Raw genomic sequence first — 25,901 nt, forward strand, 5'->3', positions numbered from 1 at the left:
GGATAATACGCGAAATTCTTGCCTGGTACATCGTCCCGTAGAGGAAATACTGTCGCCCGATGACGTCCGAAGACACACAGGCCCTGCCCCGGCAGCGCAAGATCATTCATTGTGATTGCGACTGTTTTTATGCGGCCATTGAAATGCGTGATGACCCCGCGCTGGTCGGCAAGCCGCTGGCGGTTGGTGGAGCCAGCGAACGTCGGGGCGTGGTGGCGACCTGCAATTATGAGGCGCGTCGTTTTGGCATTCATTCAGCCATGCCTACCGCTACCGCCTTGCGTCGTTGCCCGGATCTGATCGTGGTGCCGCCGCGCATGGAGATATATCGGGGGGTCTCGCGCCAGGTTCAGCGGATTTTTGCCGACTACACGCCGCTGATCGAACCGCTGTCGCTGGACGAAGCCTATCTCGATGTCAGTGCGACGCAGGCTTTCAGGGGCAGTGCCACGCTGATTGCTCAGGATATCCGCCGCCGCGTGCGCGAAACGCTGGGCATTACCCTGTCAGCCGGCATTGCCCCCAACAAATTTCTGGCCAAGATCGCCAGTGACTGGGAAAAGCCCGATGGTCAGTTTGTTATCCGGCCCGAGCAGATCGATGCCTTTGTCCTGCAATTGCCAGTAAAAAAACTGTTCGGTGTGGGCAAGGTGACGGCGGCCCGCCTGCACACCATGGGGGTGCAGACCTGCGCCGACCTGCGCGAATTCAGCGAGGAGTCCCTGCTGGCGCAGTTCGGCAGCTTTGGTACCCGGCTGTTCCAGTTGAGTCGCGGCATTGACGATCGGGAAGTGAAAGTCGAGCGCCAGCGTAAATCCCTGAGTGTGGAAAATACGTTTGCGCACGACCTGGCAGACCTGCCTGCCTGCATTGAGCGTCTGCATGAGCTGCATGCGCAGATGCTTGAACGCTGGCAGCCCCTGCAGACGCGATATCAGGTGGGCGGCACCTTTGTAAAATTGAAGTTCGACAATTTTGTCTCCACCACGGCGGAGCAAAGCGCTGACTCATGTGAGCTGGGTTTGTTCCCGGCCCTGATGGAGCAGGCCTGGGCCCGGCACCAGCGCCCGGTACGCCTGATCGGTGTTGGCGTGCGGCTCCGGCCCAGGGACGAGCGGGCCGCCGACCAACTGGCGCTCCCCCTTGATGCCGATTCAGCGCCTTGAGGCTGTCGAGTCAGTGCCGACGCGTCAGCCCCGCACCCGCATCAGACCTTCCTGACAGACCGACGCCACCAGTATCCCGTCCCGGGTAAAGATATTGCCGCGATTGAAGCCGCGCGCCTGTGACGAAGACGGGCTGTCCTGTGCATACAGCAGCCATTGGTCGGTGCGGAACGGGCGGTGAAACCACATGGCATGATCCAGACTGGCAATCTGCAGTTTGGGATCGAACAGGCTCTGACCGTGCGGGCGCAGGCTGGTCTGCAGCAAGGTCATGTCGGAGGCATAGGCCAACAGGTGGGCATGGCGGTCATAGTCCGCCGGCAACTCGGTGTTGACGCGGAACCAGACACTGGTGACCGGCTCCTTCGGCGTATTGTCGAACAGGCTGTTGATGTCGACATGGCGCAGATCAACGGCAAACTGGCGCGAGAATCGTTCCAGCAGGTCTTCGCTGATCTTGCCGCGAAAGCGCTCGGCCATCTCCTTGCGGCTGGCGCACTCTTCGGGCGGCGGCACGTCCGGCATCTGCGCCTGATGTGAAAGCCCTTCTTCCGGAATCTGAAATGACGCCGCCATGTTCAGGATGGCTTTGCCATGCTGCATCGCCACCACGCGGCGGGTGGTAAAGCTTTTGCCATCGCGGATACGGTCCACCTGGAAAATGATCGGGTGATCGAGGTCGCCGGGGCGCAGAAAATAGGCGTGCAGGGAATGCACATGCCGATCTTCGGGCACGGTCTGGCTGGCGCTCAACAAGGTCTGCGCCAGAACCTGACCGCCATAGACGCGAAACCAGCCTTCGTTTTTGTGCGCGCTGCGATAAAGGTTTTCATCGAGCTTTTCCAGCTCCAGATGATTGAACAATTGTTGTAGCTGTTGGTTTTCCTGTGCGTCCGGGGTGACTGCCATGTGCGTGGTTCTCTGTTATAAAGCCAATTCTGTCTGTCAGGGGGGTAAGTTTAGCAGCTATCCGGGTTTTCTCCGATAGCAGTCACTCTCCGATAGCAGTCTCGCCTCGATAGTCATCGCCGACAGCCTTTACCCCATTATGTGCCGGGCGTATGATCAGGTCGCTGAACACAATAACAACAACCGTTCTCTCACAGGAGACTGCTATGCGACACCAGACCCTGATTCTTGCTGCCGTTGCGACGATCGCCGCGGCGGCCACATGGATGCAGACCACCTCTGCCAGCGAAGCCCGCCTCGACGCGGTCAAACAACAGTTTGTCGGCCACTATGAGCTGGTCAGTTTTATCCAGTATCCGGCCGAAGGCGGCGAAGTGGACGCCAACTACATTGGCCGCATCATGTACGATGAACATGACCATATGTCGGCCCAGGGCATGCCCAAAGACCTGCCGGCGCGTGCCGCGCAGACCAGCGAACTGGTTCGTGGCGGTTTTGCCTACTGGGGCCCGGTCACCTGGGATGTCGACAATAACCGGGTCACCCATCACGTTGAAGGGTCACCCACCCGCGGCAGCTGGGTGGGCGAGGATAACGTGCGCTACTACGAATTCACCGAGGATGGACTGCTGAAGCTGTCGATCCGTGATGATAATGGCCGCACCACCGGAACCCTGACCTGGCGCCGTATCGGCGATTGAATCACCAGGGCGCCGCACGAAAAATGGTCAGACTGGCAATCACCATGAAAACCAGTAGCAGGGTCGCGCTTTTGTTGACGGTGTGACCCTGCCATAGTCGGCTCCAGCGCCGTTCATACTGTCGCCAGTCACGTCGCAGCCATGCTGACGTGATGGAGGGCAACAACGCTTTATTCAAGCGCCGTTTAAAACTCAGAGACAGCCTCAGGAACGGTGTATGCGGGGTCTGCAACAGCCCGGGCGATTGCCAGTGGAAGTGCAGGCCGGCCGCAGCCATCAACAAACCAATGCCAATGGGCCAGCCCAGCTCGACCCATTTGTATAAGGGAAGACTGTCGCTGGTGGCAGGTAGCATCAGCGGCCACAACCACGGCAATACCAAAGGCGCCGCGCATAGCGCCAGCCAGGCAAGCAGAGCGCTGAGCGGTATGTTTTGGCCTGGCGCTTTGGCAGCCGCCTGCTGACGCAATTGCCAAAGCAGATAGCCGGCGCGGCCTACCACCAGTAGGGTGCCCAGCGCACCGATCTGCAGCCAGATCAGCCAGTGTGACAGCGCCGGATCGTCGAGCAGAGCCTTCAGCGCTGTCTTGGCAGCTGCGCCGCTGCTCAGTGGCAGACCGGCCAGCGCCAGCGCCGGTACCGCAATAGCGGCCATCAGCCAGCCCTGATGCAGGCGGGCGGGTGCACCGCCTGCCTTGACAACATCGGCGGCGAGAAACAGGGCGCCTTTGGCAAAGGCGTGATGTGCCGCGTACAGTGTCAGCGCCACCCCGATGGTCCCGCGTTGTCCGGGCAGCAACCAGTCCAGGGCAATCAGGAACAGCAGGAAGCCCATTTGACTGACCGAGGAATACGCCAGCGCCTGTTTGGCATCCTGTCGGGTCAGGCCGAGCAGGGCGCCGAGCACAATGCTGATCACGGCGATGGTCATCACAGGCTGCGCCCAGGCCTGTAGCGACCAGTTTTCGGCAACGGGTGCTACACCGGGCAGAAATTGCCACAAACCCAGAATGCCCGCTTTCAGCATGGCGCCCGACAGCACGGCACTGGCCGGTGCCGGTGCCACCGGATGTGCCTGTGGCAACCACACATGCAGCGGCCAGAAACCGGCTTTCAGGCCGAGGCCAACCAGCAGCACTGCAGTGCTCAGGGGTGCGGCCGGTGTGTTCAGCCAGTCACTGAATAACAGAGAGCCGTCGGCAGCATGCACACGCAAGGCCATGCCCACCAGCAACAGAATTTCCCCGAAGATGGCCAGCTGAAGATAGAGTCGTCCGGCGCGCCGCGCCTGTGGTTTACCGCTGTGCACCACCAGGCCATAAGCCGACAGGCTCATCATGGAGAAACCCACATAAAAGCTGAGGGCGTCCTGGGCAATGATCAGCAGCAGGTTGCCGCTCAGTGCGGCCAGCCAGAATAACCAGAAACGCAGCAGTCCGGGATCGTCGCGCTGGCTGTAGCCGGCATAGAAGCCGGCGATCCCCCAGAGCACGGCAGTGAAGGTCAGCCACGGCCGTGTCACCGTGCTGTCAGCTGCCCAGCGCGCGCCTTCCCACACGGCATCCGGTATGAAGGCAGGGCTGTAAGTGACGCTGGCCAACAGCGCGGGCAGCACGCTCAGACTCAGCCAGGGAGCAAGTGTCTGCACCCGCTTGCGATATGCAAGTAATAACAGCGCCGCCAGCAGCGGTGTGACAGGAACGCTCAGCCAGATCCAGGCATTCACAGGCCAAACTCCCGGTTAACAATAAACTGGCTCCAGCCCAGCGGGCTGAAAATGCTGCCCGCAAAAATCCCGACCAGGATGGACAACAGCGCTGTCACCAAGGGTGGCAGCAACAGCATCCAGTGCGTTTCCAGGCGCTGCCCGGCGAAATTGTTTTCATGCCAGCCACCTGCCGGCGTTGCGCGAAACCAGCCCCGATAGATCAGTGGCAGAAAATAAGCCGCATTGAGCAGGGCAGAGCCTGCCAGCACCAACAGCACCCAATCCTGATTGACCTCCAGGGCACCGGTGGCCAGATACCATTTGCTGATGAAACCGGCGATGGGCGGCACACCGATCATGCCCAGTGCGCCGACGGTAAAGGCTGCCATGCTCCAGGGCATGCGCTGGCCCAGTCCGTCCATTTCCTGAATCTTGTGAATGCCCAGGGTTTCGGCAAAGTTGCCCGCGCAGAAAAACAGCGTGACTTTCATCAGCCCCTGATGCACCAGGTGCACAATGGCGCCCACGGCCGCAACAGGACCCACCAGCGACACGCCCAGCGTGATGTAGGACACCTGACTCACCGTCGAGTATGCCAGTCGTTTCTTGATATCCTGCTGCTGCAAGGCGCGGATTGAGGCAAAAATGATGGTGACGGCTGCCAGCCACATCAGGGGTCGGGTCAGCGACAACAGGGTTGTTGCCTCAATGCCATACACATCATAAACCACACGGATGATGCCAAATGCACCGGCCTTGACCACTGCCACCGCGTGCAACAGGGCGCTCACGGGCGCCGGGGCAACCATGGCCTGGGGCAGCCAGCCATGCAGTGGCACCAGCGCAGCTTTCACCCCGAGCCCGACAATCATCAGGCCAAAGGCAATACGCAGGCTCAGGCTGTTGCCTTCGATCAGGCTGGTAACATAACCACCAGGTACAAAATCCGGTGTACCGGCGATGGAATGCAGCAGGGCTATGCCCATCAACAGCACCGTGCCGCCGCCCAGTGTGTAGGCCAGATATATCCGGCCCGCACGCAGTGCTTCCGGTGTGCCGCGATGCACGACCAGCGGGAAGGTAGCCAGTGTCAGCAATTCGTAAAACAACAGGAAGGTAATCATGTTGCCAGCCAGCGCCAGCCCTACCGTCGCACTGACACACAAGCTGAAGTAGCCGAAAAAACGTGATCGCAGCGGTGAGTTCTCCAGATAACCGATGGCATATACCGTGGTCATCAACCAGAGCACTGACGACAGGGTGATGAACTGCAACGCCAGCGCATCACCTTGCAGCACCAGTTCGGCGCCTGGCAAAAAGGCAATGGCAAAACGGAATTGCAGGCCCTGGCTTACGCCAGCCAGCATCAAACCGACCAATATCAGCTTTAGAAAGATGCCGGACAGGTTGAGGATGGTGCGTCTGCGTGCGGCGGTTTCCGGCGTGGCAAAAATCAACAAACCGGGTATCAGGGAGCTGAGAATAATGAGCACGGGCAACACAGTGGTCCAGCTCAGTGTCATACACCACCCCCTGCCAGCAGCTGAATCAGCCATTCCCCGGACAGCGCCATGCCCCAGACCATCAGGGCTGGCAGCAGCGCCAGCCAGTGTCCGGCACGACCCGTGCGGGTGTCAGGCGGGTTGATACGCGCGCGGTCGAACGCCAGCGCGACAACACGAAAAATGTACGCTGCTGACACCAGTGTGCCCAGCAGCACACCAATGGCCCATGGCCAGTTGCCGGGCTCGCTCAGCAGAGGTTCAAGCAACACCCATTTGGCCAGAAAACCGCCACTGGGCGGCAGGCCGATCAGGCTGCCACCGGCCACGGCAAAGGCAAACATGGCAACCGGCACGGTTTGAGTGGCGCCGCGCAGGCCGTCAACGCGGCGGGTGCCCAGAGTGGACTGCATTTCGCCGGCCGCGAGAAACAATGACGCTTTGGCCAGCCCGTGGGCAATCACGAACAACCACAATGCAATATGCATTTGCGGTAATTGCCAGGTCAACAGCAGGCCCAGTGCCATCAAGGCATAACCCAGCTGCGCGACCGTCGAATAGGCAACCAGGGTCTTGATATAGGGACTGCGCATGGCGGACAGGCCACCGGCGGTCAGCGCGATCATGCCGGCAATGCCCAGCACCGGGCCAATCTGTTGTGCCAGTGCCGGAGGTGCCACCTCGCTCCATAATACCCATAAAATGAAAAGCGGGCCCTTCACCACCAGCCCGGACAGCAGCGCACTGACGGCGGTTGGCGCGCTGGCATGTGCGGCCGGCAGCCACAAGTGCAGGGGCCACAATGCAGCTTTCAGCATCAGCCCCGTTGTCATCAACAACAGGGCGAGGCGGGTAATGACATCCGCTTCCGTCCGTGGCGCCAGCAGCAACACATCCAGCTCACCGTAGCGGCCATAAAGCAAGGCAACGCCGAGCAGATAGAACAGGGAGGCCGCCAGTGACAAAATGAGGTAGTTGGCGGCAGGCCGGTAGGCTTTTTTGCCCGACAGTGCGACCATGGCCACCGCCGTCAGTCCGAGCAATTCCAGCGTGATATACAGATTGAACAGATCAGCGGACAGCCACAGCGCCGCCAGCGAGCCATGCAGAAAACAGCTCAGGTGCCAGAAGTCCCGGGCTATGCCCTGGCGGCTGAAGCCGGCATAAAGACCAATCAGCAAGTGCATCAGCGCGGTAAACAGCAATAGCAGGGCGCTCAGTGAACTCAGCCGCAGGCGGATAGCCAGTCCGGTTTCCCAGCCACCCAGATCCAGCATGATTGAAGCACCAGCGTTGGCCACCGTCTGCAGCGCAAACCACGCAGCTGCCAGGCTGACAACCGTGCTGGCAATGGCCAGAAAACCTGTGGTGCGTGTTTTCAGCGCGTGCCCACACAGGAGCAGCAGCAAACCGGCAAACAGCGGGACGGCAAGACTGATCAGGGCGAAGTTCATGGTTGTTCGCTGTCCTCGCTGTTTTCTTCATCGTGCTTGCTTGCTGCGATAATCAGGCGCAGTGCAAACGCGGTGGCGCTGATTGCGACCACCAGCCCGGTGACAACCAGTGCGTGCAGCACCGGGTCGGGTACTGCCGAGCGTTTTGCCAGGCTGACCATTACCAAAAAAGTCCCTGCGCCCATCAGGTTGACTGCGATCAGGCGCCGGATCGGATCATGCAATGTCATCAGCCCATGCAGGGACAGTAAAAAAACCGCGACACCCAGAGTCAGGTATAACTCGATAGCGCTCATGTGCGCAGATCCTCCCGTTCACCAATGACCAGCAGGCTCAGGGTGATGGCGATGGACAGCGTAGCAAAGACTTCTATCGCAATGATCAGCAGGCCGCTGTAGGCGTCGGGGTATGTCAGCCAGCCGTCGCCCCAGATCGCTGTGGCGGCTGCCACTGCCAGAAAAAACAGGGCACCGGCAACCACCGACAGGCGCAGCAGCACGGATGACCAGCGCAGCGCCGGCAACAGACCGGTCAGGCGCAGGATCACCGCAGCTGCCGCCAGCAGGGAACCGGCCTGAAATGCACCGCCGGGCTCGCTGGAACCGCGCCACAGCAGATAACCACCGGTGACCACCAGCAGCGGCGCAAGCACGCGCGCCCAGGCCGACATCAAGGCCAGGCTTTCGGGCCATTGTGAGGTTGCGTGGTTGTCGCCCGATCGCTTGTCGGGAAACAACTGCCGCAGACCGTTCAGCGCAAACAGGAGGACAAGCAGTTCCAGCAAGGTGTCCCAGGCACGGAAGTTAAGCAGTACGGCGGTCACCGGGTGTTCGACGCCACTGTCAGCCACCGCAGCATCCGCCAGGGTACGCAAGCGCGGCGTCATGTCGGATTCAGCGTCGAGCAGGCCAGCGCTGAGCAATGAATCGTCATACAACAAGTGCGTGAGGAACATCAGGCTGGCCACGACAGCAAAGGCCAGGGCGCCCCAGTAGGTCGCCGTTCTGTTGCTTTGGTGCAATTCAGCGGGCAACGCCCGGGCAGCGTGCATCAACAAGACACCGGTGAGGCCGGCGCCGATGGCGGCTTCGGCCAGCGCCAGGTCCGGTGCATCCAGCCGCGCCCAGGTGAGTGCCACAACCACCCCAAAGCCGATAAAAAGCGTCATGGCATCAGCCCGTTGCGGGGCATACAGGGCGCCCCATGCCATGATCAGCAACAGCATTGTCAGTATCAGGTCAGGCAGTAACTCAAGAGACACCGGATGTATCTCCCTGGTCAGCGTTGTGATTAAGCGCGGGATCAGGCGCGGGATCAGGCGCGGGATCAGGCGCGGGATCAGTCCCGGGATCAGTCCCGGCGGGTGCCGGATGCTGCTCCAGATTGAAGCGAGCCAGGAGCTGGCAATTGACTGCGCCCGAGGCCATCACCAGTATCCATACCAGCATCAGCAGCAAAGCGCTGCGCCACGTTGGATCCAGCAACACCAGCCCCAGTGCGAGCAGCCCCAGCCCGAGCGTGTCAGCCTTGGTCACCGCGTGCAACCTGCTGTACAGGTCGGGGAAACGCAGCAGGCCCAGAGCTGCAGTCATAAAGAACACGCAACCTGCCAGCATAAAGGTCCAGCCTGCAAACAAGGCGATTGTGCTGATCATGTCCGCCTCCGCAGCATCTGTACCAGTGCCACTGTTATGACAGCGGCCAGCAAGGCCAGCACCAGTGCGACATCGCGCCAGATGGCGTTGTTCTGCCAGTGAGCGAGCAATAACAGGAATGCGATACCGGTGGTGCTGAGCATTTGCAGGCCCAGCAGGCGGTCAGCGATGGTTGACGCATGGGTCATGCGCCACAGTCCGGCCAGCGCGCTGAGCAGAATGATACTTGCCAGCCAGATCATGACGGGGCCTGCGCAGGCGGGAACAGCCGGGACAAATGTGTTTCCAGCAAGGCAACATCACTTTGCCAGTCGCGGCGGGTGTCCAGGGTGTGAACCCGCATGATGTCACCGTCGATACGGGCAGCCAGAGTGCCGGGTAACAGGCCGGTGATGGCTGACAGCATCAGGCGTGCAAAGGCAGATGAATCCGACAGCGGGTGTTCAGCCCAACCGGGCGCGACATCGGATTTACCGAGGGTGCGTCGTGCGACATCAATGCCACCCATCAACATTCGACTGAGGAAAAAAAACAGGAATCCCGGTACATAGCGCCAGCGTACCTGAGGCAGCGTCAAGCTGGCCGACAGCGCGCATACCACCGCCAGCACAACAAAGACTGAGCCAAAGGCCCAGCCCTGATTGTTGCTGAGCAGCAACCAGAGCCCGGCATACAGGACGGCAAGCACCAGTATCGTGGTCAATCGTTGCTGTCTGGACCCAGGTCGTGCCACAAATTCTCCCTTTGCTGTTGGTTCGCTGCCGGTCGCTGCTTCGTCTATCACCGCTTCGCGGTTCAAAGTACCGCCAGCGGATGCTGCTGACAAGCCATGTTAACAAAGTTACAGTGTCTGACGTGTATCGGATAGAATGACAGACAAACAGGTATCGACAAACAGATACGAAGCGCGCCAATTGCACTCAAACGCAAATAAAAGACCTATTGATGTCGGAATTCAACAAACGCTGGCTCGCTGACGCAGTCAGACGCAACAGGACGGATACCCGGGACGAGGTGGCTGAAAAGCACGCCCGCAGCCTCACAGGGGATGCTGAACAGCGCATTCTGGCGTGGGCCGAGTTTATCGCCGAGCGCGATGGCCTCAAGGACAGGTTGCAGGCGTGGCGACACAGTGCGGGCTGGGCGTTGCTGGGTTTGCTGCTTTTGGGTCTGTTGAGCGGATTTGCGGCCGCGCTGGCGGTTCTTGGTGACAGCAGCTCTCCGGTCAATGTGATCTGGGCGCTCGGCAGTCTGCTGGGCATCAATCTGTTGCTTTTGCTTGTCTGGTTACTGAGTTTCAGTGCCAACACCCAGGCAGGCTCGCTGGGGCGACTCTGGTATCTGATGACAGTCGCGTTTCAGAAACGCTTGCAGAAAAGTGGCAGTGCCGCTGCGATAACGCAAGCCTTTACGACCTTGACCGCAAAGGCGGGCTTGAGCCGCTGGTGGTTGAGTGTGGTCAGCCACCTGAGCTGGCTGAGCATCATGCTGGGTGTGCTGGCAGGTTTGATGCTGGCGCTGGCGCTGCGCAGCTATGTGTTTGTGTGGGAGACCACTATCCTGCCGACATCGGTTTTTATCGGCCTGGTTGAATCGCTGGGTGTGCTGCCCGGAATGCTTGGTTTTGCCACGCCCTCTCCCGATGCCATCGCCATCAGCGGCGCACAGACAGAGACAATAATGGCTGCCCAGAGTGATCTGCAGCGTCGTGCATGGGCCTCCTGGCTGACCGGCTGTTTACTGGTATATGGCATCCTGCCGCGTCTGCTTTTGAGTGTGGTGTGCTGGCTTCGTCTGACCTTCGGCCTGCGCAATATCCGTTTGCAGACCAGCTCACTGGCGTGGGTGTCACTGGCAGGTCGCCTGGCCCCGGACAGCGAGAAGGCCGGCGTGACCGATCCGGCGCCGGTGTCGCTGCCTTCGTTCCGGCGGCGTACTCGCCCGGGTCGTGCCGGTGAGGCCAGTTTATTGGTCGGGCTGGAGATCGCCAGCGATCTGCCCTGGCCACCGGGAGGCCTTGCGGACCGGGTTCAAACACATCTGGTCGACAGTCGCCAGCAACGTGAATATGTGCTGGAGCAACTCGGCGTGGATCCCCCGCACAAATTATTGCTGGCCTGTGTGGCTGCGCAATCGCCGGACCGGGGCGCCTTGCATTGGCTGGCGGAGGCAGCCAGCCAGACCTCCTCGGTTGCGGTCTGGCTGATGGGAGCCGACAGGGCATCGGTCGAGCGGCTCGCCATCTGGCGGCAGTGTTTGCTGGACCTGGGTATCTCGGCGCAAATGATATTTGATGCTGATGACAAGGCCTTGGCCTGGGTGGGGGAATCATCCTGATGTCGCTTGATGAACACTTGTTGAAAGCAATTGATGAACCATTGCGGATTACCGTAGCTGGCCATACCAATACCGGCAAGACCTCGCTGTTACGGACATTGACGCGTGATGCCCGGTTCGGCGAGGTATCCGGTCGACCTGGCACCACCCGTCATGTGGAAGCGGCGCGGCTGCTGGTCAAGGGCAGGGTCCTGCTAGAGTTGTTCGACACCCCGGGTATGGAAGAGCCGATTGATCTGCTGGCCCTGCTCGGACAACAGGCCAGCGGCACCGGCAATGAAGACGGCCGCGCGCGTATCCGTCGTTTCCTGGAGACCGAGCCGGCGCAGACCCGTTTTGAACAGGAAGCCAAGGTGCTGCGGCAATTGATGAAAAGTGATGCCGCTTTCTACGTGCTTGATGCCAGGGATCCGGTGCTGGCCAAGCACCGCGACGAACTGGAGATTCTGCGCCTGTGCGGCGTGCCCTTATTGCCCTTGCTCAACTTTGTTGCTGACCCGGGTGCGCGTGAGGATGAATGGCGCGATGCTCTGGCCGGACTGGGCCTGCACGCTATTGTGCGCTTTGATACGGTGGCGCCGACTCAGGATGGTGAGCGTTTACTGTACTCCAAGCTCGCCAATTTGCTGGACGCACACAGCAACACACTTAATGCCCTGATCGCCAGTCACGCCGAAGATGCCCATGACCGGCATCAGTCCGCATTGATGCTGATTGCCGAGTTGCTGATTGAGGTCGCCGCGCTGCAGCAGCGTGTGTCATCGCTGGATGCGCAGGAACTCGAAAAGGCCTCGGTGACACTTAATGACAGGGTGCGTGCGCGTGAGCAGGAGAGTGTCGAGCGCCTGCTGAGCCTGTACCGGTTTTACCCGGATGACATCGAAAACGCCGCCTTGCCGCTTGTTGAGGGGCGCTGGCAGCAGGACCTTTTTGACCCCTATACCCTGCAGGCCATGGGGCTGAAGCTGGGCAGCGGAGCCGCTGCCGGCGCGGTTGCGGGTGTGGGCATTGATCTGATGGTGGGTGGTATTACGCTGGGATTGGCAACAGCGATTGGCGCATTGCTCGGGGGCGGGCTGCAAACCCTGCGGCACTATGGCAGTCATTTGATGGGCCTGATCTCCGGCGAAAAAATATTACGTATTGATGATAATATTCTGCGCGCGCTGGCGGCGCGGCAATGCCATTTGCTTCAGGCTCTGGAGTCACGCGGACATGCGGCGCAACACAAAATAATGGCCGCTGATGCGGCCGATACGGTATTTGCGGGTCAGCGTTTGCCTGCCTCCTTGCGCCAGGCTCAGGCCAATCCGGATTGGGCGCACGAGGCGAACACAAAACCATCGTTCGAATTTGAAGACCGGCGTCAATATGCCATTGATGAACTGGCGCAAATTCTGGCAACAAAAACAGATACAAAATAATCAGACATGGGAGAAAACATGAAGCTCGAATCACTGGCCCTGCATAGCGGGTATGAATCCGAGGCAACCACCAAAGCGGCTGCTGTTCCTATTTATCAAACGACGTCGTATACATTCGACAATACCCAGCACGGTGCAGATCTGTTCGACCTGAAAGTGCCGGGAAACATCTACAGCCGGATCATGAATCCCACCAATGCTGTTCTGGAACAGCGGCTGGCAGAAATGGAAGGCGGCATCGGGGCACTGGCGCTGGCCTCAGGTATGGCAGCTATCACCTATGCCATTCAGTGCATTGCCCGCGCCGGTGACAACATCGTCAGTACCAGTCAATTGTATGGGGGCACGTATAACCTGTTTGCGCACACGCTGCCGACGCAGGGTGTGGATGTGCGCATGGCATCGTTCGAGGACTTCGAGGGGCTGGAAAAACTGATAGATGACAACACCAAGGCGGTGTTCTGCGAATCGATTGGCAATCCGGCCGGCAATGTTGTGGATATCAGGCGACTGGCTGAGATCGCCCATCGTCATGGTGTGCCGCTGATTGTGGATAATACTGTCGCGACGCCCTATCTGTGCCGGGTATTTGATCATGGTGCCGACATCGTGGTGCATTCGCTGACCAAATACATTGGCGGTCACGGCACCACGGTTGGCGGCATCATTATTGATTCGGGCAAGTTTGACTGGGTCGCCAACAAGGCGCGCTTTCCCATGCTCAATGAGCCGGACCCTTCCTACCATGGTGTGGTTTACACCGAAGCACTAGGCGAGGCAGCTTATATCGGCCGTTGCCGCGTTGTACCCCTGCGCAATACCGGCGCTGCGCTTTCTGCGCACAGCGCCTTTTTGATTCTGCAAGGTCTGGAAACGCTCGGCCTGCGTATAGACAGACATTGTGAAAATGCGCTGGCAGTTGCAAAACATCTGCAGCAGCATCCAAAGGTGGCATGGGTGAATTACGCCGGGCTTGACGACAGTCCCTACCACCCGGTGTGTCAGAAGATTTGCGGCGGCCGGGCGTCAGGTATCCTGAGTTTTGGCATCACCGGAGGGCTCGCTGCAGGTGCACAGTTTATTGATGCGTTGCAGATGATTTTGCGTCTGGTGAATATCGGCGACGCCAAATCACTGGCCTGCCATCCGGCCAGTACCACACACCGGCAGCTCAATCCGGAAGAGCTGGCGCGCGCAGGCGTCAGTGAAGATCTGGTGCGCATATCTGTGGGCATCGAGCATATTGACGATATCCTGGCAGACATCAATCAGGCCCTGGACAAGGTGTCGGCCTAACCCATGACGGAGCCAGCACCAGCACTCAAAAAACCGCTGCTGCGCGATGGCAGGGTTCACCTGACCGCCGCCGTTGCCGGGTTTATCGTCGCCACTGCTGTCGCTTATATAAGCGGCAACCCGGTGGCCTGGGCAACACCGGTCTATTTTGCCCTGGGCTGGCCGGTGATGTGCGCGGTGGTGTATCTGCTGGCACGGATCTATCCGCACAACAGCTGGCGCTGGACCCTGAGCATGATGCTGGGCCAGGTGTTTTCATCGATATTTTTTGGCAACGCAAGTTTTGTACTGCAGGCCATGTTGTTTGTGACCCTGTTGTCTGCGCCGCAGTTTGTGGCGGGGACGCTGGGCGCCCGGGCTGCACTGGCCAGGGAAGCGACCGGCAACAAACCAGAACACAGTGCCACCACTGACGACTCATCACCACGGGATTAATCATGAAATTTCAAGGCAGTCCGGGTTTTACCCATGCACAACATGAGCGCATTGGCGTGTTGGTAACCAATCTGGGGACACCTGACGCGCCCACAACATCGGCCCTGCGGCGCTATCTCAAGCAGTTCCTGTGGGACCCGCGTGTTGTTGAATTGCCCAGGCCGTTGTGGTGGCTGATTCTTAATGGCGTGATTCTTAACATCCGCCCGCAACGCTCGGCAAAATCCTACGCCACGGTGTTTACCGACGAGGGCTCGCCATTACTGTTCCATACGCGCAATCAGGCGCAGGCGCTGAGTGCAGAATTGCAGTTGCGTGGGCAGAAAGATCTGGTGGTGGATTTTGCCATGCGCTACGGCAATCCCTCGATTCCGTCGGTGCTTGAAAACATGATGCAGCAAGGTGTGCGTAAATTGTTGGTGGTGCCTCTTTATCCGCAGTATTCCGCATCTACCACCGCGTCAACTTTTGATGCCATCAGCGCTGATTTTACCCGCAGGCGCCTGATGCCGGAGTTCCGCTTTGTCACCCATTACCACGATTTTCCGCCTTTTATCGCGGCAGCGGCACAGCGCATTCAGGCTCATTGGGACGAACATGGTCGCGCTGATCGATTACTGTTTTCCTACCACGGTGTGCCCAAAAAATACCTGCTCAACGGCGACCCCTACCACTGCGAATGCCACAAGACTTCGCGCCTGCTGGCCGAGGCCCTGGGCCTGAAGGCCGATGAGTGGATGACCACGTTCCAGTCGCGTTTTGGCCGGGAAGAGTGGTTGAATCCGTACACGGATGAGACGCTGAAAGCGTTGCCGGGGCAGGGGGTTAAATCGGTACAGATTTTCTGTCCGGGGTTTTCGGCAGACTGCCTGGAAACCATCGAAGAAATCGGCGAAGAGAATCGGGAGTACTTCGAGCACGCGGGTGGTGAGCGTTATGAATATATCAGTGCACTGAACGACCGGCCGGAACACATCAGTGCGCTGGCCGATCTTGTGCAATTACACATGTCAGGCTGGCAAGCGCCGGAGGCTGACCCCGAGCGCCAGGCACGTGCCCGCGCTCTGGGCGCTGCCGAGTAGCATCAACGCATTACTGCGCAGTTGCCGCCTCGGCCTCCAGCCATTCGTTCAGGTCAATGATGTCCTGTGGCGTCAACACGCCTGCCGTGCGCTTCAGTTCCAGGGTATTGATGACGTAGTTGTAACGCGCATCGGCAAAGTCGCGAAGCGCCACGAACAGTTGCTGGCGCGCCTGCAGTACGTCCACAATATTGCGCGTACCCACTTCATAACCGGCTTCAATGGCATTCAGCGCTGCTTCTGCCGAGATGATGGCCTGCTGACGCTGGGCGATGACCAGGGCATCGGTGTTGACGCTGCGGAAGGCGTTACGGATGTCCTGGGTTGTGGTACGACGGATCAGGTTGGCCTGTTCCTGCTGCGCCACCAGGTCATATTCGGCCTGCTGGCGGCGTGCACTCAGCCTGTGACCGGTATACAGGGGAATGCTCACCTGCAGGGCCACGCTGACACCTTCGATAGCGCCTGCGGAGCGCACGCCACCATCCGTGCCCTGGGTGCTGTTGGACTCGTTGTTGGAATAGCCGCCCTGCAACGAGACTGTTGGCCAGCGCTCGCTGCTGCGTGATTTCGCGATCTGTGACTGGGCTTCAACGTTGTAACGCGCGGCGAGCAATTGCGGGTTGTTGTTGAGTGCTTCATTGACCCAGCTGTCCATATTGCCTTCCGCTTCCACGATCGGAAAGTCTTCACTCAGTACATCAATGTTCGGATGCGGCTGGCCGGTAATGGCTTCCAGTGCTTCATAGCTGCTGGCCAGTGCGTCTTCGGCCAGCAGAGTGTTGTTGCGTGCCAGGTCGTAAACTGCCTGTGCTTCATATACTTCCGTGATCGCCACCAGCCCAACTTCCTCGCGTTGCTGGGTGCGCTCGAATTCACGCTGTGACGCTTCCTCTTCCTGGCGGCGGGTGTCCAGCTGGTCAATATTGCGCAGGACATCAAAGTAAGCGGTAGCGACCCGGATAATCAGGGCCTGTTCCTGTGCCGCGAAGTTGAACAGCCGAGCCTGGTCGGCCTCCTTGGCGCCCTGATAGCTATACCAGTCTGGCAGGTTTAACAGGGCTTGACTGACGCTGATGCCGTACCGGCGTGACTCGGAATCAAGGTCGGTCAGGCTGACGTCCCCCTCAGGCCCGGTTGCCTGCCGCTGTTCGGTAAAGTTGGCATTGGCCTGCGGCAGCAGGCTGGATCGGGCCAGAGTCAATTGCTGCTGGCCGGACCGAAGCTGCGCCTGGGCCTGGCGCAGGGTCGGGTCATTGCGCATGGCAAGCTCAAGAATGCTTACCAGATCGTCTGCGAGGGCGGGTTGAGCGGAAACAAGCAGCCCGGCCGCGAGAGCCAGCGTGCGGGAAAAACGTCGCATAATCAGAAATCCTGTCAGAACAATCGTTGACTGAAACTATCCACACCTGCGTTTTGGCGCAGGTCATTGTTGTACGGTTCTTTTCCTAAAATCCGTCGCCTGCTCTACAGCAGACATTTTGCCGATCATGGCGCGCAGACGCCCGTCCGTAGAGGATGGCAAGGAACAGTCTGGCTGGTACAGTCAGCATTCTACACAGTGTTACCAAAGGAGCCAAATAACAGTTTGGCATAATTGCAACCTGATAAATCCAAACTCTACTGTACGGCCCTGATCTGCGGGCCGGATTGGCTGCAGCGGTAACACTTTGTCCGCGTTTGAGGCATAATATGTTGTTGTTATTCACGCCTGTGACTCACACCCGCGACCCACGCCCGTGACTCAGGCCACACTTAGGATAGAGCAATGAGCGCCAAGCCAGAACACTTTCTCGACAGAATTACCGAACTGGACGACAGAACCCGTTATGAGTTCAGCAGTTCCGGCAAAGTATACGTGCAGGGAAGCCGGGCTGACATCCAGGTGCCTATGCGCGAAATCCGCCAGGCCGACACGCTGACCGAAAAAGGCCGGGAAGTGAACCCGCCGATTCGGGTCTATGACACCTCAGGCCCGTATTCCGATCCCTCCGCCGAGGTTGATCTGCGCACCGGGCTGCCGGCCATCCGTGCGCCCTGGATTGATGAGCGTGGCGACACCGAATTGTTGTCGGGCGTGAGCTCCGAATTTGGCCGTCAGCGCCAGAACGATGTGCAGACCGCGCACCTGCGCTTTGAGCACCTGCACAAGCCGCGTCGTGCCAAAGCCGGTGCCAATGTGACGCAACTGCATTATGCGCGGCAGGGCATCATTACGCCGGAAATGGAATACATCGCCATCCGCGAGAACATGAGCATCGCCCAGATGCAGGAGCAAATGCTGACCGCAAAGGGCGATGTCACCGACCTGGGTTTCCAGCATCCGGGGCAGTCTTTTGGCGCTGCCATTCCGAAAGAGATTACCGCGGAATTTGTGCGTGACGAAGTGGCCCGTGGCCGGGCCATCATCCCGATGAACATCAATCATCCGGAAATCGAACCGATGATCATCGGCCGCAACTTCCTGACCAAGGTCAACGCCAATATCGGTAACTCGGCGGTGACTTCGTCTATTGAAGAAGAGGTCGAAAAACTGGCCTGGTCGGCACGCTGGGGCGCCGACACCGTGATGGACCTGTCCACCGGCAAGAACATCCACGAAACCCGTGAATGGATCATCCGTAATTCCATGTTGCCTATTGGCACGGTGCCGATTTACCAGGCGCTGGAAAAAGTCGGCGGTGTGGCCGAAGACCTGACCTGGGAAATCTTCCGTGACACCCTGATCGAGCAGGCAGAGCAGGGCGTGGATTACTTCACCATTCACGCCGGGGTATTGCTGCGTTATGTGCCAATGACTGCGAAGCGTGTTACCGGCATTGTCTCCCGCGGTGGTTCCATCATGGCCAAGTGGTGTCTGTCACATCACAAGGAAAGTTTCCTGTACACGCACTTTGAAGACATCTGCGAAATCATGAAGGCCTACGATGTGTCCTTCTCGCTGGGTGACGGTTTGCGTCCCGGCTCCATCGCCGATGCCAACGACGAAGCACAGTTCGCCGAGCTGGAAACCCTGGGTGAGCTCACCAAGATCGCCTGGAAGCATGACGTGCAGTGCATGATCGAAGGCCCTGGTCACGTGCCCATGCACATGATCAAGGAAAACATGGACAAGCAGCTTGAGGTCTGTGACGAAGCGCCGTTCTATACCCTGGGGCCGCTGACCACCGATATCGCGCCAGGTTATGACCATATTACCTCGGGCATCGGCGCGGCGATGATCGGCTGGTTCGGTTGCGCCATGTTGTGCTACGTGACGCCTAAGGAACACCTGGGCCTGCCGGACAAGCAGGATGTGAAGGAAGGACTGATGGCCTACAAGATTGCGGCGCATGCAGCTGATCTGGCCAAAGGTCATCCGGGTGCGCAGTTGCGTGACAACGCCCTGTCCAAGGCGCGCTTTGAATTCCGCTGGGACGATCAGTTCAATCTGGGTCTGGACCCGGACACCGCACGGGCCTATCACGATGAGACCCTGCCCAAGGAATCCGGCAAGGTGGCACACTTCTGTTCCATGTGCGGACCGAAGTTCTGTTCCATGAAGATCAGCCAGGAAGTGCGTGATTTTGCCGCCGCCCAGGAAGAAGCCAATGGTGTCGGGGTGGTGGATGTTGATGCTGGCATGGAACAGATGGCAGAGGAGTACAACAAGACCGGGCGTCAGCTGTATCACAAAGTGTGAGTTACGCCACTGGCGGTTTTCCGGAAGCCTGTTCAGGTTACGTTTCAAAAAATAATTGAATAAGAGTTTAAGAGCATGACGGATATAAAAGCAGACGATTTAAACATCGAGGCCATCGAGGCCCTGATGACACCGCAGCAACTGAAGGCTGACCTGCCGCTGGAAGGCGCAGCACTGGCGTCAGTGCGAGATGCCAGGCAGACCATTTTTGATATCCTGGATCGCAAAGACCCGCGCCTGTTTGTGGTCGTCGGGCCCTGCTCGATTCATGACCCGGAAGCGGCCATGGATTATGCCAGGCGTTTGAAAGTATTGGCCGACGAGGTCAAGGACACTATCTACCTGGTCATGCGTGTGTACTTTGAGAAGCCGCGTACTTCAGTAGGTTGGAAAGGTCTGATCAACGACCCGTTTATGGACGACACGTTTCAGATTGAAGAAGGCCTGCGTATGGGCCGCAAGCTGTTGCTGGATATCGTTGGCATGGGGCTGCCGGCGTCCACCGAGGCACTGGACCCGATTTCTCCGCAGTATCTGCAGGATCTGATTTCATGGTCGGCCATTGGTGCGCGTACCACGGAATCGCAGACCCACCGCGAGATGTCCAGCGGCCTGTCATCGGCGGTCGGTTTCAAGAATGGCACTGATGGTGGTCTGACCGTGGCGGTCAACGCCATGCAGTCGGTGAGCCATCCGCATCGTTTCCTGGGCATCAGCAAGGAAGGTCAGGTAGCCGTGGTGAAGACCAAAGGCAACCCGTACGCACATGTGGTGCTGCGCGGTGGTAATGCCGGTCCCAACTATGACTCAGTGCATGTGGCGCAGGCGGAGGAAGCGTTGCGCAAAGGTGGCGTTAACACCAACATCATGATCGATTGCAGCCACGCCAACTCCAACAAGGATCCGTCAATCCAGTCGCTGGTATTAAAAGACGTGACACATCAGATCCTGGAGGGTAACCAGTCCATCATTGGCCTGATGCTGGAGAGCAACATTAATTTCGGCAACCAGAAGATCCCCAAGGACCTCAGCGAGCTTAAATACGGCGTATCAGTGACCGATGCCTGCATCGACTGGGCGGAAACCGAACGTAGCATCAAGGAGATGGCCGCAAAGCTGAAGGATGTGCTGCCCGCCCGCAATTCTTGATGGCAACGATGGGGACCCACCAGCCCCGAGCCTGTGTGGTAGCCGGTGAAATACGAAGGACAATAAAGACGCCAACGGCGTCGTCCTGAGTGCTTTACCGGCTGGCGCGCAGGCTCAGGGCGTTGCCCGGAACTCTCACATATTGCTGGCGAAGTCCAGCGCCAGGCCTGGCTCATCCTCAGCCTGGCCCTGGCGAATCCAGTCCTGTACGGATGGGTGCGCAAGCAGGGTATCCGCGTAGCGCTGTGCCTCCGCACTGAGTACCGCGCCGTAGGATTTGAATGCTATGGCCATGGGTGCATACATGCAGTCGGCAATGGAGAAGCGGCCGAACAGGTACTCGCCGCCCAGCCCGTGCTTGCGCCGACAGCAACTCCAGATCGCATCAACACGGGCGATTTCTTCCGCAATGGACTCGGATACAAACAGCTTCACCGTTGCTTTGCAGTTCATTGGCCAGTCTTTTTTCAAATGCGGGAACTCGGCATGAATCTCGGCGCAGACAGATCGTGCGGTTGCGCGTTTGCGGGGGCTCGCAGGCCAGCCTTTGCCATCCAGCAGCGCTTCGGAGACATATTCGCAGATCGCGATTGAGTCCCAGACGGTGGTTTCGTGATGGATCAGGGCAGGTACTTTTAATGACGGTGACAACGGGCCGAGCTTTTCGGCCGTGTTGCGCTGGTACAGAGCGACATTGACCTCCTCGAAAGGCACGCCGAAGTGCTTGAGTAGCAGCCAGGGCCGCATGGACCAGGACGAAATATTCTTGTTGCCGATGACAAGTCTGGTACTGCTCATCCGGAATCACTCCATCTCAATAAACAGCAGGCTGCTGTTTGATGTCTGCATACTGAATTAGACCTGAGGTTTATTGCAGTGGCAGGTACAAACCAGGGCTTTGTGCTGACTAAATATGGCAGAATAGTGGCAACGGTGCCGGTGGTCTCGGCGCGGGCTTTAAATACCGGATAAATAAGGTATATTCAGCGCTCTAAGCCCTGCTACCGCAGGGCGATAAAGGGTGTGGAAGGTGAGAAAGGTGATATATGGCGCGACGCATTGCTATTGTGGAAGATGAATCAGCGATCCGGGAGAACTATGCCGATGTCCTGCGCAAGCAGGGCTACGAAGTGCAGACCTTCGCCAATCGCCGGGAGGCCATGAGGGCGTTCGATTTGCGTCTGCCCAATCTGGCAATCATCGATATTGGTCTGGAGAACGAGATCGACGGTGGTTTCACTCTGTGCCAAAGCCTGCGCTCGATGTCGGAAACCCTGCCCATTATCTTCCTGACCGCGCGCGACAATGATTTTGATACCGTCAGTGGCCTGCGCATGGGGGCGGATGACTATCTGACCAAGGACATCAGTCTGCCGCATCTGTCGGCCCGTATCGCGGCCCTGTTTCGTCGCCAGGATGCACTCAACCTGCCCACGTCTCCCGAGAACCTGCTGCAACGCGACAATCTGGTGCTGGATATCGGGCGTCTGACGGTGCAGTGGGATGGTACCCCGGTGCCGCTGACAGTGACTGAGTTCTGGATGGTGCACGCCCTGGTGAAGTTTCCCGGTCATGTCAAAAGTCGTCAGGTACTGATGCAGGAATCCAAGATTTTTGTTGATGGCAGTACGATAACGTCTCACGTTAAGCGTATCCGGCGTAAATTTATCCAGGTCGATGCCGCGTTTGATTGCATCGAAACCGTCTATGGTATGGGTTATCGCTGGAACACAACAATGACCACCGCCAGTCCCGAGAGCTGAACACAGGACCAGACATGGCCGGCGCCTTGAAAAATCCGTTTGGTATTCGCTCGAAGCTGGTCTTTCTGTCCAGCTTTCTGCTGGTCATACCCTGGCTGGGCTACCAATACATCCTGGAGATGGAAGACTATCTGCGCCGCGGCCAGGAGCAGGTCGTGCTGGGCACCGCGCGGGCGCTGGCAACAGCGCTTAACGAGCGGCCGGAGCTGTTTGATGAAGGCACCTTCAGTCCGGCCCGGCGCAGTGAGAACCTGTATGTCTACCCCATATATTCGCCGTTATCGCTGGATGACAATACACTGATCGACTGGCGCGATTATCAGCGTTATGAATTGTCCTATGGGCGTGCCAATACCATCGCCACGCAATTGAACCCGCAAAGTGAATTCTCCCGCTACTACCACAACGATGAGTCGCTGAACTTCAAGCTGCTGCTGGGTGAGCACAACCGGTTTCTGTACGCCTACCTGAAGGTAGTGGACAACAACATTGTATATCGCTCAACCGACAGTCTGAGCATTCACCGCAGTGACTTCCTGCAAGTGTCCATGGTGACGCGCGACAATCAGCTGCAACGTTACGTGATCTCGCCGCGTAGCCCGGAATTTATTTACGCTTATGAAATCGGTGATGACCTTCGGGATATCGGCGCGCTGACCCATGAAGAACGTATCAGCGGGCAGTGGTACGAAACCGACGATGGATATATCGTAGAGCTGCGCATGCCGTTGACAATGCTGGGCGACAAGCTTGGCCTGGCGATTTATGATGTCGATAATCCTGATTTGCGTGATGTCACCGCCGTGGTGGCGACTTCCGATGTCAACAATCCACAGCGTCTGGGATCCCTGCTGCGGCCGACGCCGGAAATTGACAAGATCGTCGAGGGCATGGGCCACACAAATTCGCGAATACAGGTGGTGGACCGGGGCAGCCGGGTACTGCTCAGTGTGGGCGATATTCAGTCTGCCGGCGGGCTGAGCATTGCGCCGGAGCCACGTTCGGAGCCCATCAATAAATACTGGCAATATATTGAAGATAATATTCTGCATCCCGTTTATTACCGGGTGTTGACCAAGCCGTCCAATGACTTTATCGATGACCTGTATATCGGCAGCACGCTGGCGGGCGCGCATCTGAGTGCCGCCCTGGATGGTGAGCCCATGACCCAGTTCCGTGCCATTGATGATGATCAGACCCGGATACTGGAAGCCGCGTATCCGATCTACGCCGACGGTGCGATCATGGGCGCGGTGGTGGTTGATCAGAACATGAATGGCATACGAACGTTCCGTAACCAGGCGCTGGAAACCCTGTTCAATACCATTCTTGGTGTCATGCTGCTGGTGGCGTTTGGTCTGTTCTTTTTTGCCTCCAGGATTTCCACAAGAATACGGGCGCTGCGCAATCAGGCCGAGAATATTATTGATGACAACGGCCGCCTGAAAAACACCATCGTGGCCAGCCGCAATTCTGACGAAATAGGTGATCTGTCGCGCAGCTTCTACAATATCGTTGAGCGGCTGGGGCAGTACACCAATTATCTGGAGAATATGTCATCGCGCCTGTCACATGAGCTGCGAACGCCCGTCACTGTTGTGCGCTCATCGCTGGAAAATCTGGGCATGACCGCTCATGACAAGGAATCGTCGATTTACATTCAGCGGGCAGAAGAGGGTATCAGCCGGTTGAACCTGATCCTCACCAATATGAGTGAAGCGACACGTCTGGAGCAGATGCTGCAGACGTCTGAGAAAGAGGTGATCGACCTGGAGAAGGTCGTTGCCGGCTGTGTGGAAGGTTATCGCCTGGCCTACCCGGATGTCGTCATTAAATCTGATCTGGCAGGGCCCGCGATGATCAATGGCGTACCGGAGTATATTGCGCAGTTGATGGACAAACTGATCGCCAACGCGGTCGAATTCAGTTATCCGAAGAAGCCGATTACCGTCTTTTGCCGGGCCATCAGGGACAGGGCGGTGTTGCGAGTGACAAACTACGGTCCGTATCTGCCAGAGGAAATGAAGGGCCGTTTGTTTGATTCCATGATCTCGGTGCGGCCACAGGAAAAACAGCGCGAGCCGCACCTGGGCATGGGGCTGCACATTGCCCGCCTGGTGACTGAATTTCACCAGGGGCAGATTCGCGCGGAAAATGTTGCCGAATTTGAAGGTGTGGCGATTACTCTGTTGATTCCTTTGCTACCGGATCCGCATCGCTAAGCGCTTTCAGCTTGATGCGTTCACTCTCTCCCGGCGGTACATAATAGTCGGGTGCGTTCTCCTTGACGACCGGTGAGGATTCGGCCCAGGCGTGACAGGTATTGAGCACAAACGGCCGTCCGACATGTGATTTGCTGTCAGAGTCCGCCAGTTTGCGCCGGTGATTCTGCAGTGGCTTGATGGTCTGAATCGCCACGGTTGCCATCGGGTACAGCAGCTCGGTCAGATGCGTACAGCCCTGCATGCCGCCCACCCGTTCGCGGATGACTTTGCGCCAGCCCGGGCCCATGGTTACGCCGATCAGAGCCTTGTAGACAGGTGTGATGTCAGGGCAGATGGAGAACGGGCTGTTGTCTGTTGCCGCCTCAATGTCCTGAATCTGAAACTTGTCGTTGATGGTGACACGCAGCAACATCTCATGCAGTGCTTCACCGGGCTGAATGCTGCCACGCCAGTTGTTGCTGAAGGCGTAGGTTTTGGTATCGATCAGGTGCGCCTCGATATCGAACCAGCCGTCTTCGCGCTCAAATCCGGTGAAGTTGATCTGGCGCGTATGGATATGTTCGCGCCGTACCGCTTGTGTCAATGGCATTAAACTTTCCTCCGCTAAGGGCGGAGGATTATACAGCAAAAGCGGCTCTGGCGTTTTTTCAGAAATATTCGAAATGTATCAGCGCGTTGCGTGGCTCGCCGGCATCGTCGCGCAGGTTGCTGACGCCCTCAAACATCAGCAGGCGACGCGATTCGGTGTCATAGGCGATCCTGATCGGATCGACAAACCAGCTCACCATGCGCAGCAGGCCCGCAGGTTTGATCACAAAACAATGCATGTTCTGCGACGGGAAATTGCATTCACTGTTATCGGTCTTGCTGATACTGATGTGCACGGTATCCATGCGCGCGGGCACCAGAAAGTCGGTGGTGACGCGGCGACCCTCAGCAAGACGGTCCCAGTGCTCACGGATGAACGGGTCAAAGCCAGCATCAATAATCAGGCCGTCTTCGTAGTCAAACGCCTGGGTGCGGATTTCGTCACTGTCGTGGGGGCGGACCTCCAGCTCCACCACCGGGCCGGGTTCCGGGTTCGGATGGCGGGTGACAATGCGTGCCTGGTTGCGGTGATCGATTTGTGAAATCGCCGGTGCGGTAGTTGATACCGAATAGTCGATGTCTTTCTCGGCGAACACCTCATCATTGTCGCGACGATACTCCACGCGCGTGGTCAGGTCATGATCCGGATCCCCGGCAAAGTGAACCTCCCGGTACAGGATCTCCGATTTGTCGGTTGACCAGGCGGTGCCGATGGCCCAGGGCTGGGTCTCGTCGGTTGCAGCCGCAGCCGGGCAGACGGCCACAAGTGCGCTCATCAATGACAGACCAGGCAACAGTTTTTTCACAGCATCCTCCTGTCAGAAT

24 protein-coding genes are annotated in these 25,901 nt (G+C 58.3%); 11 read left to right on the top strand and 13 right to left on the bottom strand.

Annotated elements, in window-relative coordinates:
* The first annotated feature begins 59 nt into the window (after positions 1–59).
* The gene (gene dinB / locus WD071_RS11365; RefSeq protein WP_368048496.1) at positions 60–1,166 is read left to right on the top strand and encodes a DNA polymerase IV; all 1,107 of its coding nucleotides are present in this window, start codon (positions 60–62) and stop codon (positions 1,164–1,166) included.
* Between the two features lie 24 nt (positions 1,167–1,190).
* Here the strand turns inward: dinB and tesB are convergent, their stop codons facing one another.
* Positions 1,191–2,075, bottom strand: coding sequence for an acyl-CoA thioesterase II (gene tesB / locus WD071_RS11370; protein WP_368048497.1), 885 nt, complete (start codon positions 2,073–2,075; stop codon positions 1,191–1,193).
* A 206-nt stretch (positions 2,076–2,281) separates the two neighbouring features.
* Between tesB and WD071_RS11375 the strand changes: the two genes are divergently transcribed.
* Entirely contained in the window at positions 2,282–2,776 is a 495-nt protein-coding gene (locus tag WD071_RS11375) for a lipocalin-like domain-containing protein (RefSeq protein ID WP_368048498.1), read from the top strand.
* A 1-nt stretch (position 2,777) separates the two neighbouring features.
* Here WD071_RS11375 and WD071_RS11380 read toward each other — a convergent pair whose 3' ends face one another.
* From WD071_RS11380 to WD071_RS11415, 8 genes are read right to left on the bottom strand one after another with little or no spacing between them, the layout of a single operon-like run.
* Entirely contained in the window at positions 2,778–4,502 is a 1,725-nt protein-coding gene (locus WD071_RS11380; RefSeq protein ID WP_368048499.1) for a complex I subunit 5 family protein, read from the bottom strand.
* The gene (locus WD071_RS11385; protein ID WP_368048500.1) at positions 4,499–6,007 is read right to left on the bottom strand and encodes a proton-conducting transporter membrane subunit; all 1,509 of its coding nucleotides are present in this window, start codon (positions 6,005–6,007) and stop codon (positions 4,499–4,501) included. Before WD071_RS11385 ends, WD071_RS11380 begins: the two co-directional genes overlap by 4 nt.
* A complete protein-coding gene (locus WD071_RS11390) occupies positions 6,004–7,440 on the bottom strand; it encodes a complex I subunit 5 family protein (protein ID WP_368048501.1) in 1,437 nt (478 codons plus the stop codon). The genes WD071_RS11385 and WD071_RS11390 overlap by 4 nt, the downstream gene beginning before the upstream one ends.
* Complete coding sequence (locus WD071_RS11395; protein WP_368048502.1) at positions 7,437–7,736, bottom strand: NADH-quinone oxidoreductase subunit K; 300 nt, start codon at positions 7,734–7,736, stop codon at positions 7,437–7,439. Before WD071_RS11395 ends, WD071_RS11390 begins: the two co-directional genes overlap by 4 nt.
* Positions 7,733–8,701, bottom strand: a complete 969-nt coding sequence (locus WD071_RS11400) for a hydrogenase subunit MbhD domain-containing protein (RefSeq protein WP_368048503.1) — start codon at positions 8,699–8,701, stop codon at positions 7,733–7,735. Before WD071_RS11400 ends, WD071_RS11395 begins: the two co-directional genes overlap by 4 nt.
* Positions 8,691–9,095: a cation:proton antiporter gene (locus tag WD071_RS11405; RefSeq protein ID WP_368048504.1), complete on the bottom strand. Its 405-nt coding sequence runs from the start codon at positions 9,093–9,095 to the stop codon at positions 8,691–8,693. The genes WD071_RS11400 and WD071_RS11405 overlap by 11 nt, the downstream gene beginning before the upstream one ends.
* Positions 9,092–9,337 (bottom strand): monovalent cation/H+ antiporter complex subunit F, encoded by a 246-nt coding sequence (locus WD071_RS11410; protein ID WP_368048505.1) that lies wholly within the window; start codon positions 9,335–9,337, stop codon positions 9,092–9,094. The genes WD071_RS11405 and WD071_RS11410 overlap by 4 nt, the downstream gene beginning before the upstream one ends.
* The gene (locus WD071_RS11415) at positions 9,334–9,894 is read right to left on the bottom strand and encodes a Na+/H+ antiporter subunit E (RefSeq protein ID WP_368048506.1); all 561 of its coding nucleotides are present in this window, start codon (positions 9,892–9,894) and stop codon (positions 9,334–9,336) included. The genes WD071_RS11410 and WD071_RS11415 overlap by 4 nt, the downstream gene beginning before the upstream one ends.
* Positions 9,895–10,040: 146 nt before the next feature.
* Between WD071_RS11415 and WD071_RS11420 the strand changes: the two genes are divergently transcribed.
* Genes WD071_RS11420 through hemH form a run of 5 tightly spaced genes read left to right on the top strand, consistent with a single transcriptional unit; the run spans position 10,041 to position 15,669 of the window.
* On the top strand, positions 10,041–11,432 hold the full coding sequence (locus tag WD071_RS11420; protein ID WP_368048507.1) for a DUF2868 domain-containing protein: 1,392 nt from the start codon (positions 10,041–10,043) through the stop codon (positions 11,430–11,432).
* The gene (locus WD071_RS11425) at positions 11,432–12,856 is read left to right on the top strand and encodes a DUF3482 domain-containing protein (RefSeq protein ID WP_368048508.1); all 1,425 of its coding nucleotides are present in this window, start codon (positions 11,432–11,434) and stop codon (positions 12,854–12,856) included. The genes WD071_RS11420 and WD071_RS11425 overlap by 1 nt, the downstream gene beginning before the upstream one ends.
* Before the next feature lie 18 nt (positions 12,857–12,874).
* Entirely contained in the window at positions 12,875–14,152 is a 1,278-nt protein-coding gene (locus WD071_RS11430; RefSeq protein WP_368048509.1) for an O-acetylhomoserine aminocarboxypropyltransferase/cysteine synthase family protein, read from the top strand.
* 3 nt (positions 14,153–14,155) lie between these two features.
* The gene (locus tag WD071_RS11435) at positions 14,156–14,587 is read left to right on the top strand and encodes a hypothetical protein (RefSeq protein WP_368048510.1); all 432 of its coding nucleotides are present in this window, start codon (positions 14,156–14,158) and stop codon (positions 14,585–14,587) included.
* A gap of 2 nt (positions 14,588–14,589) precedes the next feature.
* Positions 14,590–15,669: a ferrochelatase gene (hemH, locus tag WD071_RS11440; RefSeq protein ID WP_368048511.1), complete on the top strand. Its 1,080-nt coding sequence runs from the start codon at positions 14,590–14,592 to the stop codon at positions 15,667–15,669.
* A 10-nt stretch (positions 15,670–15,679) separates the two neighbouring features.
* Here hemH and WD071_RS11445 read toward each other — a convergent pair whose 3' ends face one another.
* Positions 15,680–17,032, bottom strand: a complete 1,353-nt coding sequence (locus WD071_RS11445; protein ID WP_368048512.1) for a TolC family outer membrane protein — start codon at positions 17,030–17,032, stop codon at positions 15,680–15,682.
* Positions 17,033–17,437: 405 nt separating this feature from the next.
* Between WD071_RS11445 and thiC the strand changes: the two genes are divergently transcribed.
* Together thiC and WD071_RS11455 are read left to right on the top strand one after the other, a co-directional pair.
* Entirely contained in the window at positions 17,438–19,351 is a 1,914-nt protein-coding gene (gene thiC / locus WD071_RS11450; RefSeq protein ID WP_368048513.1) for a phosphomethylpyrimidine synthase ThiC, read from the top strand.
* A 75-nt stretch (positions 19,352–19,426) separates the two neighbouring features.
* Positions 19,427–20,500: a 3-deoxy-7-phosphoheptulonate synthase gene (locus WD071_RS11455; RefSeq protein ID WP_368048514.1), complete on the top strand. Its 1,074-nt coding sequence runs from the start codon at positions 19,427–19,429 to the stop codon at positions 20,498–20,500.
* A gap of 135 nt (positions 20,501–20,635) precedes the next feature.
* On the opposite strand, the gene WD071_RS11460 is transcribed toward WD071_RS11455, so the two are convergent.
* Positions 20,636–21,298, bottom strand: coding sequence for a glutathione S-transferase family protein (locus WD071_RS11460; RefSeq protein ID WP_368048515.1), 663 nt, complete (start codon positions 21,296–21,298; stop codon positions 20,636–20,638).
* A gap of 248 nt (positions 21,299–21,546) precedes the next feature.
* Here WD071_RS11460 and pdsR point away from each other — a divergent pair, with 248 nt between their 5' ends.
* Positions 21,547–22,263 (top strand): proteobacterial dedicated sortase system response regulator, encoded by a 717-nt coding sequence (gene pdsR / locus WD071_RS11465; protein WP_368048516.1) that lies wholly within the window; start codon positions 21,547–21,549, stop codon positions 22,261–22,263.
* Positions 22,264–22,277: 14 nt separating this feature from the next.
* On the top strand, positions 22,278–24,485 hold the full coding sequence (gene pdsS / locus WD071_RS11470) for a proteobacterial dedicated sortase system histidine kinase (protein ID WP_368048517.1): 2,208 nt from the start codon (positions 22,278–22,280) through the stop codon (positions 24,483–24,485).
* On the opposite strand, the gene WD071_RS11475 is transcribed toward pdsS, so the two are convergent.
* Both WD071_RS11475 and WD071_RS11480 read right to left on the bottom strand, forming a co-directional pair.
* Entirely contained in the window at positions 24,445–25,077 is a 633-nt protein-coding gene (locus tag WD071_RS11475) for a DUF2889 domain-containing protein (RefSeq protein ID WP_368048518.1), read from the bottom strand. The two genes, pdsS and WD071_RS11475, sit on opposite strands and share 41 nt — an antisense overlap.
* A 58-nt stretch (positions 25,078–25,135) precedes the next feature.
* Positions 25,136–25,882 (bottom strand): hypothetical protein, encoded by a 747-nt coding sequence (locus WD071_RS11480; RefSeq protein WP_368048519.1) that lies wholly within the window; start codon positions 25,880–25,882, stop codon positions 25,136–25,138.
* Between the last annotated feature and the right edge of the window lie 19 nt (positions 25,883–25,901).

It is taken from the genome of Pseudohongiella sp. (genome assembly GCF_040877505.1).
Lineage (GTDB): Bacteria > Pseudomonadota > Gammaproteobacteria > Pseudomonadales > Pseudohongiellaceae > Pseudohongiella.

Excerpts from the sequence above, each read along its gene's own strand:
- dinB (WP_368048496.1), top strand. The coding sequence starts at position 60 with ATGACGTCCGAAGACACACAGGCCCTGCCCCGGCAGCGCAAGATCATT.
- tesB (WP_368048497.1), bottom strand. The coding sequence starts at position 2,075 with ATGGCAGTCACCCCGGACGCACAGGAAAACCAACAGCTACAACAATTG.
- WD071_RS11375 (WP_368048498.1), top strand. The coding sequence starts at position 2,282 with ATGCGACACCAGACCCTGATTCTTGCTGCCGTTGCGACGATCGCCGCG.
- WD071_RS11385 (WP_368048500.1), bottom strand. The coding sequence starts at position 6,007 with ATGACACTGAGCTGGACCACTGTGTTGCCCGTGCTCATTATTCTCAGC.
- WD071_RS11390 (WP_368048501.1), bottom strand. The coding sequence starts at position 7,440 with ATGAACTTCGCCCTGATCAGTCTTGCCGTCCCGCTGTTTGCCGGTTTG.
- WD071_RS11395 (WP_368048502.1), bottom strand. The coding sequence starts at position 7,736 with ATGAGCGCTATCGAGTTATACCTGACTCTGGGTGTCGCGGTTTTTTTA.
- WD071_RS11405 (WP_368048504.1), bottom strand. The coding sequence starts at position 9,095 with ATGATCAGCACAATCGCCTTGTTTGCAGGCTGGACCTTTATGCTGGCA.
- WD071_RS11410 (WP_368048505.1), bottom strand. The coding sequence starts at position 9,337 with ATGATCTGGCTGGCAAGTATCATTCTGCTCAGCGCGCTGGCCGGACTG.
- WD071_RS11420 (WP_368048507.1), top strand. The coding sequence starts at position 10,041 with ATGTCGGAATTCAACAAACGCTGGCTCGCTGACGCAGTCAGACGCAAC.
- WD071_RS11425 (WP_368048508.1), top strand. The coding sequence starts at position 11,432 with ATGTCGCTTGATGAACACTTGTTGAAAGCAATTGATGAACCATTGCGG.
- WD071_RS11430 (WP_368048509.1), top strand. The coding sequence starts at position 12,875 with ATGAAGCTCGAATCACTGGCCCTGCATAGCGGGTATGAATCCGAGGCA.
- WD071_RS11435 (WP_368048510.1), top strand. The coding sequence starts at position 14,156 with ATGACGGAGCCAGCACCAGCACTCAAAAAACCGCTGCTGCGCGATGGC.
- hemH (WP_368048511.1), top strand. The coding sequence starts at position 14,590 with ATGAAATTTCAAGGCAGTCCGGGTTTTACCCATGCACAACATGAGCGC.
- WD071_RS11445 (WP_368048512.1), bottom strand. The coding sequence starts at position 17,032 with ATGCGACGTTTTTCCCGCACGCTGGCTCTCGCGGCCGGGCTGCTTGTT.
- thiC (WP_368048513.1), top strand. The coding sequence starts at position 17,438 with ATGAGCGCCAAGCCAGAACACTTTCTCGACAGAATTACCGAACTGGAC.
- WD071_RS11455 (WP_368048514.1), top strand. The coding sequence starts at position 19,427 with ATGACGGATATAAAAGCAGACGATTTAAACATCGAGGCCATCGAGGCC.
- WD071_RS11460 (WP_368048515.1), bottom strand. The coding sequence starts at position 21,298 with ATGAGCAGTACCAGACTTGTCATCGGCAACAAGAATATTTCGTCCTGG.
- pdsR (WP_368048516.1), top strand. The coding sequence starts at position 21,547 with ATGGCGCGACGCATTGCTATTGTGGAAGATGAATCAGCGATCCGGGAG.
- pdsS (WP_368048517.1), top strand. The coding sequence starts at position 22,278 with ATGGCCGGCGCCTTGAAAAATCCGTTTGGTATTCGCTCGAAGCTGGTC.
- WD071_RS11475 (WP_368048518.1), bottom strand. The coding sequence starts at position 25,077 with ATGCCATTGACACAAGCGGTACGGCGCGAACATATCCATACGCGCCAG.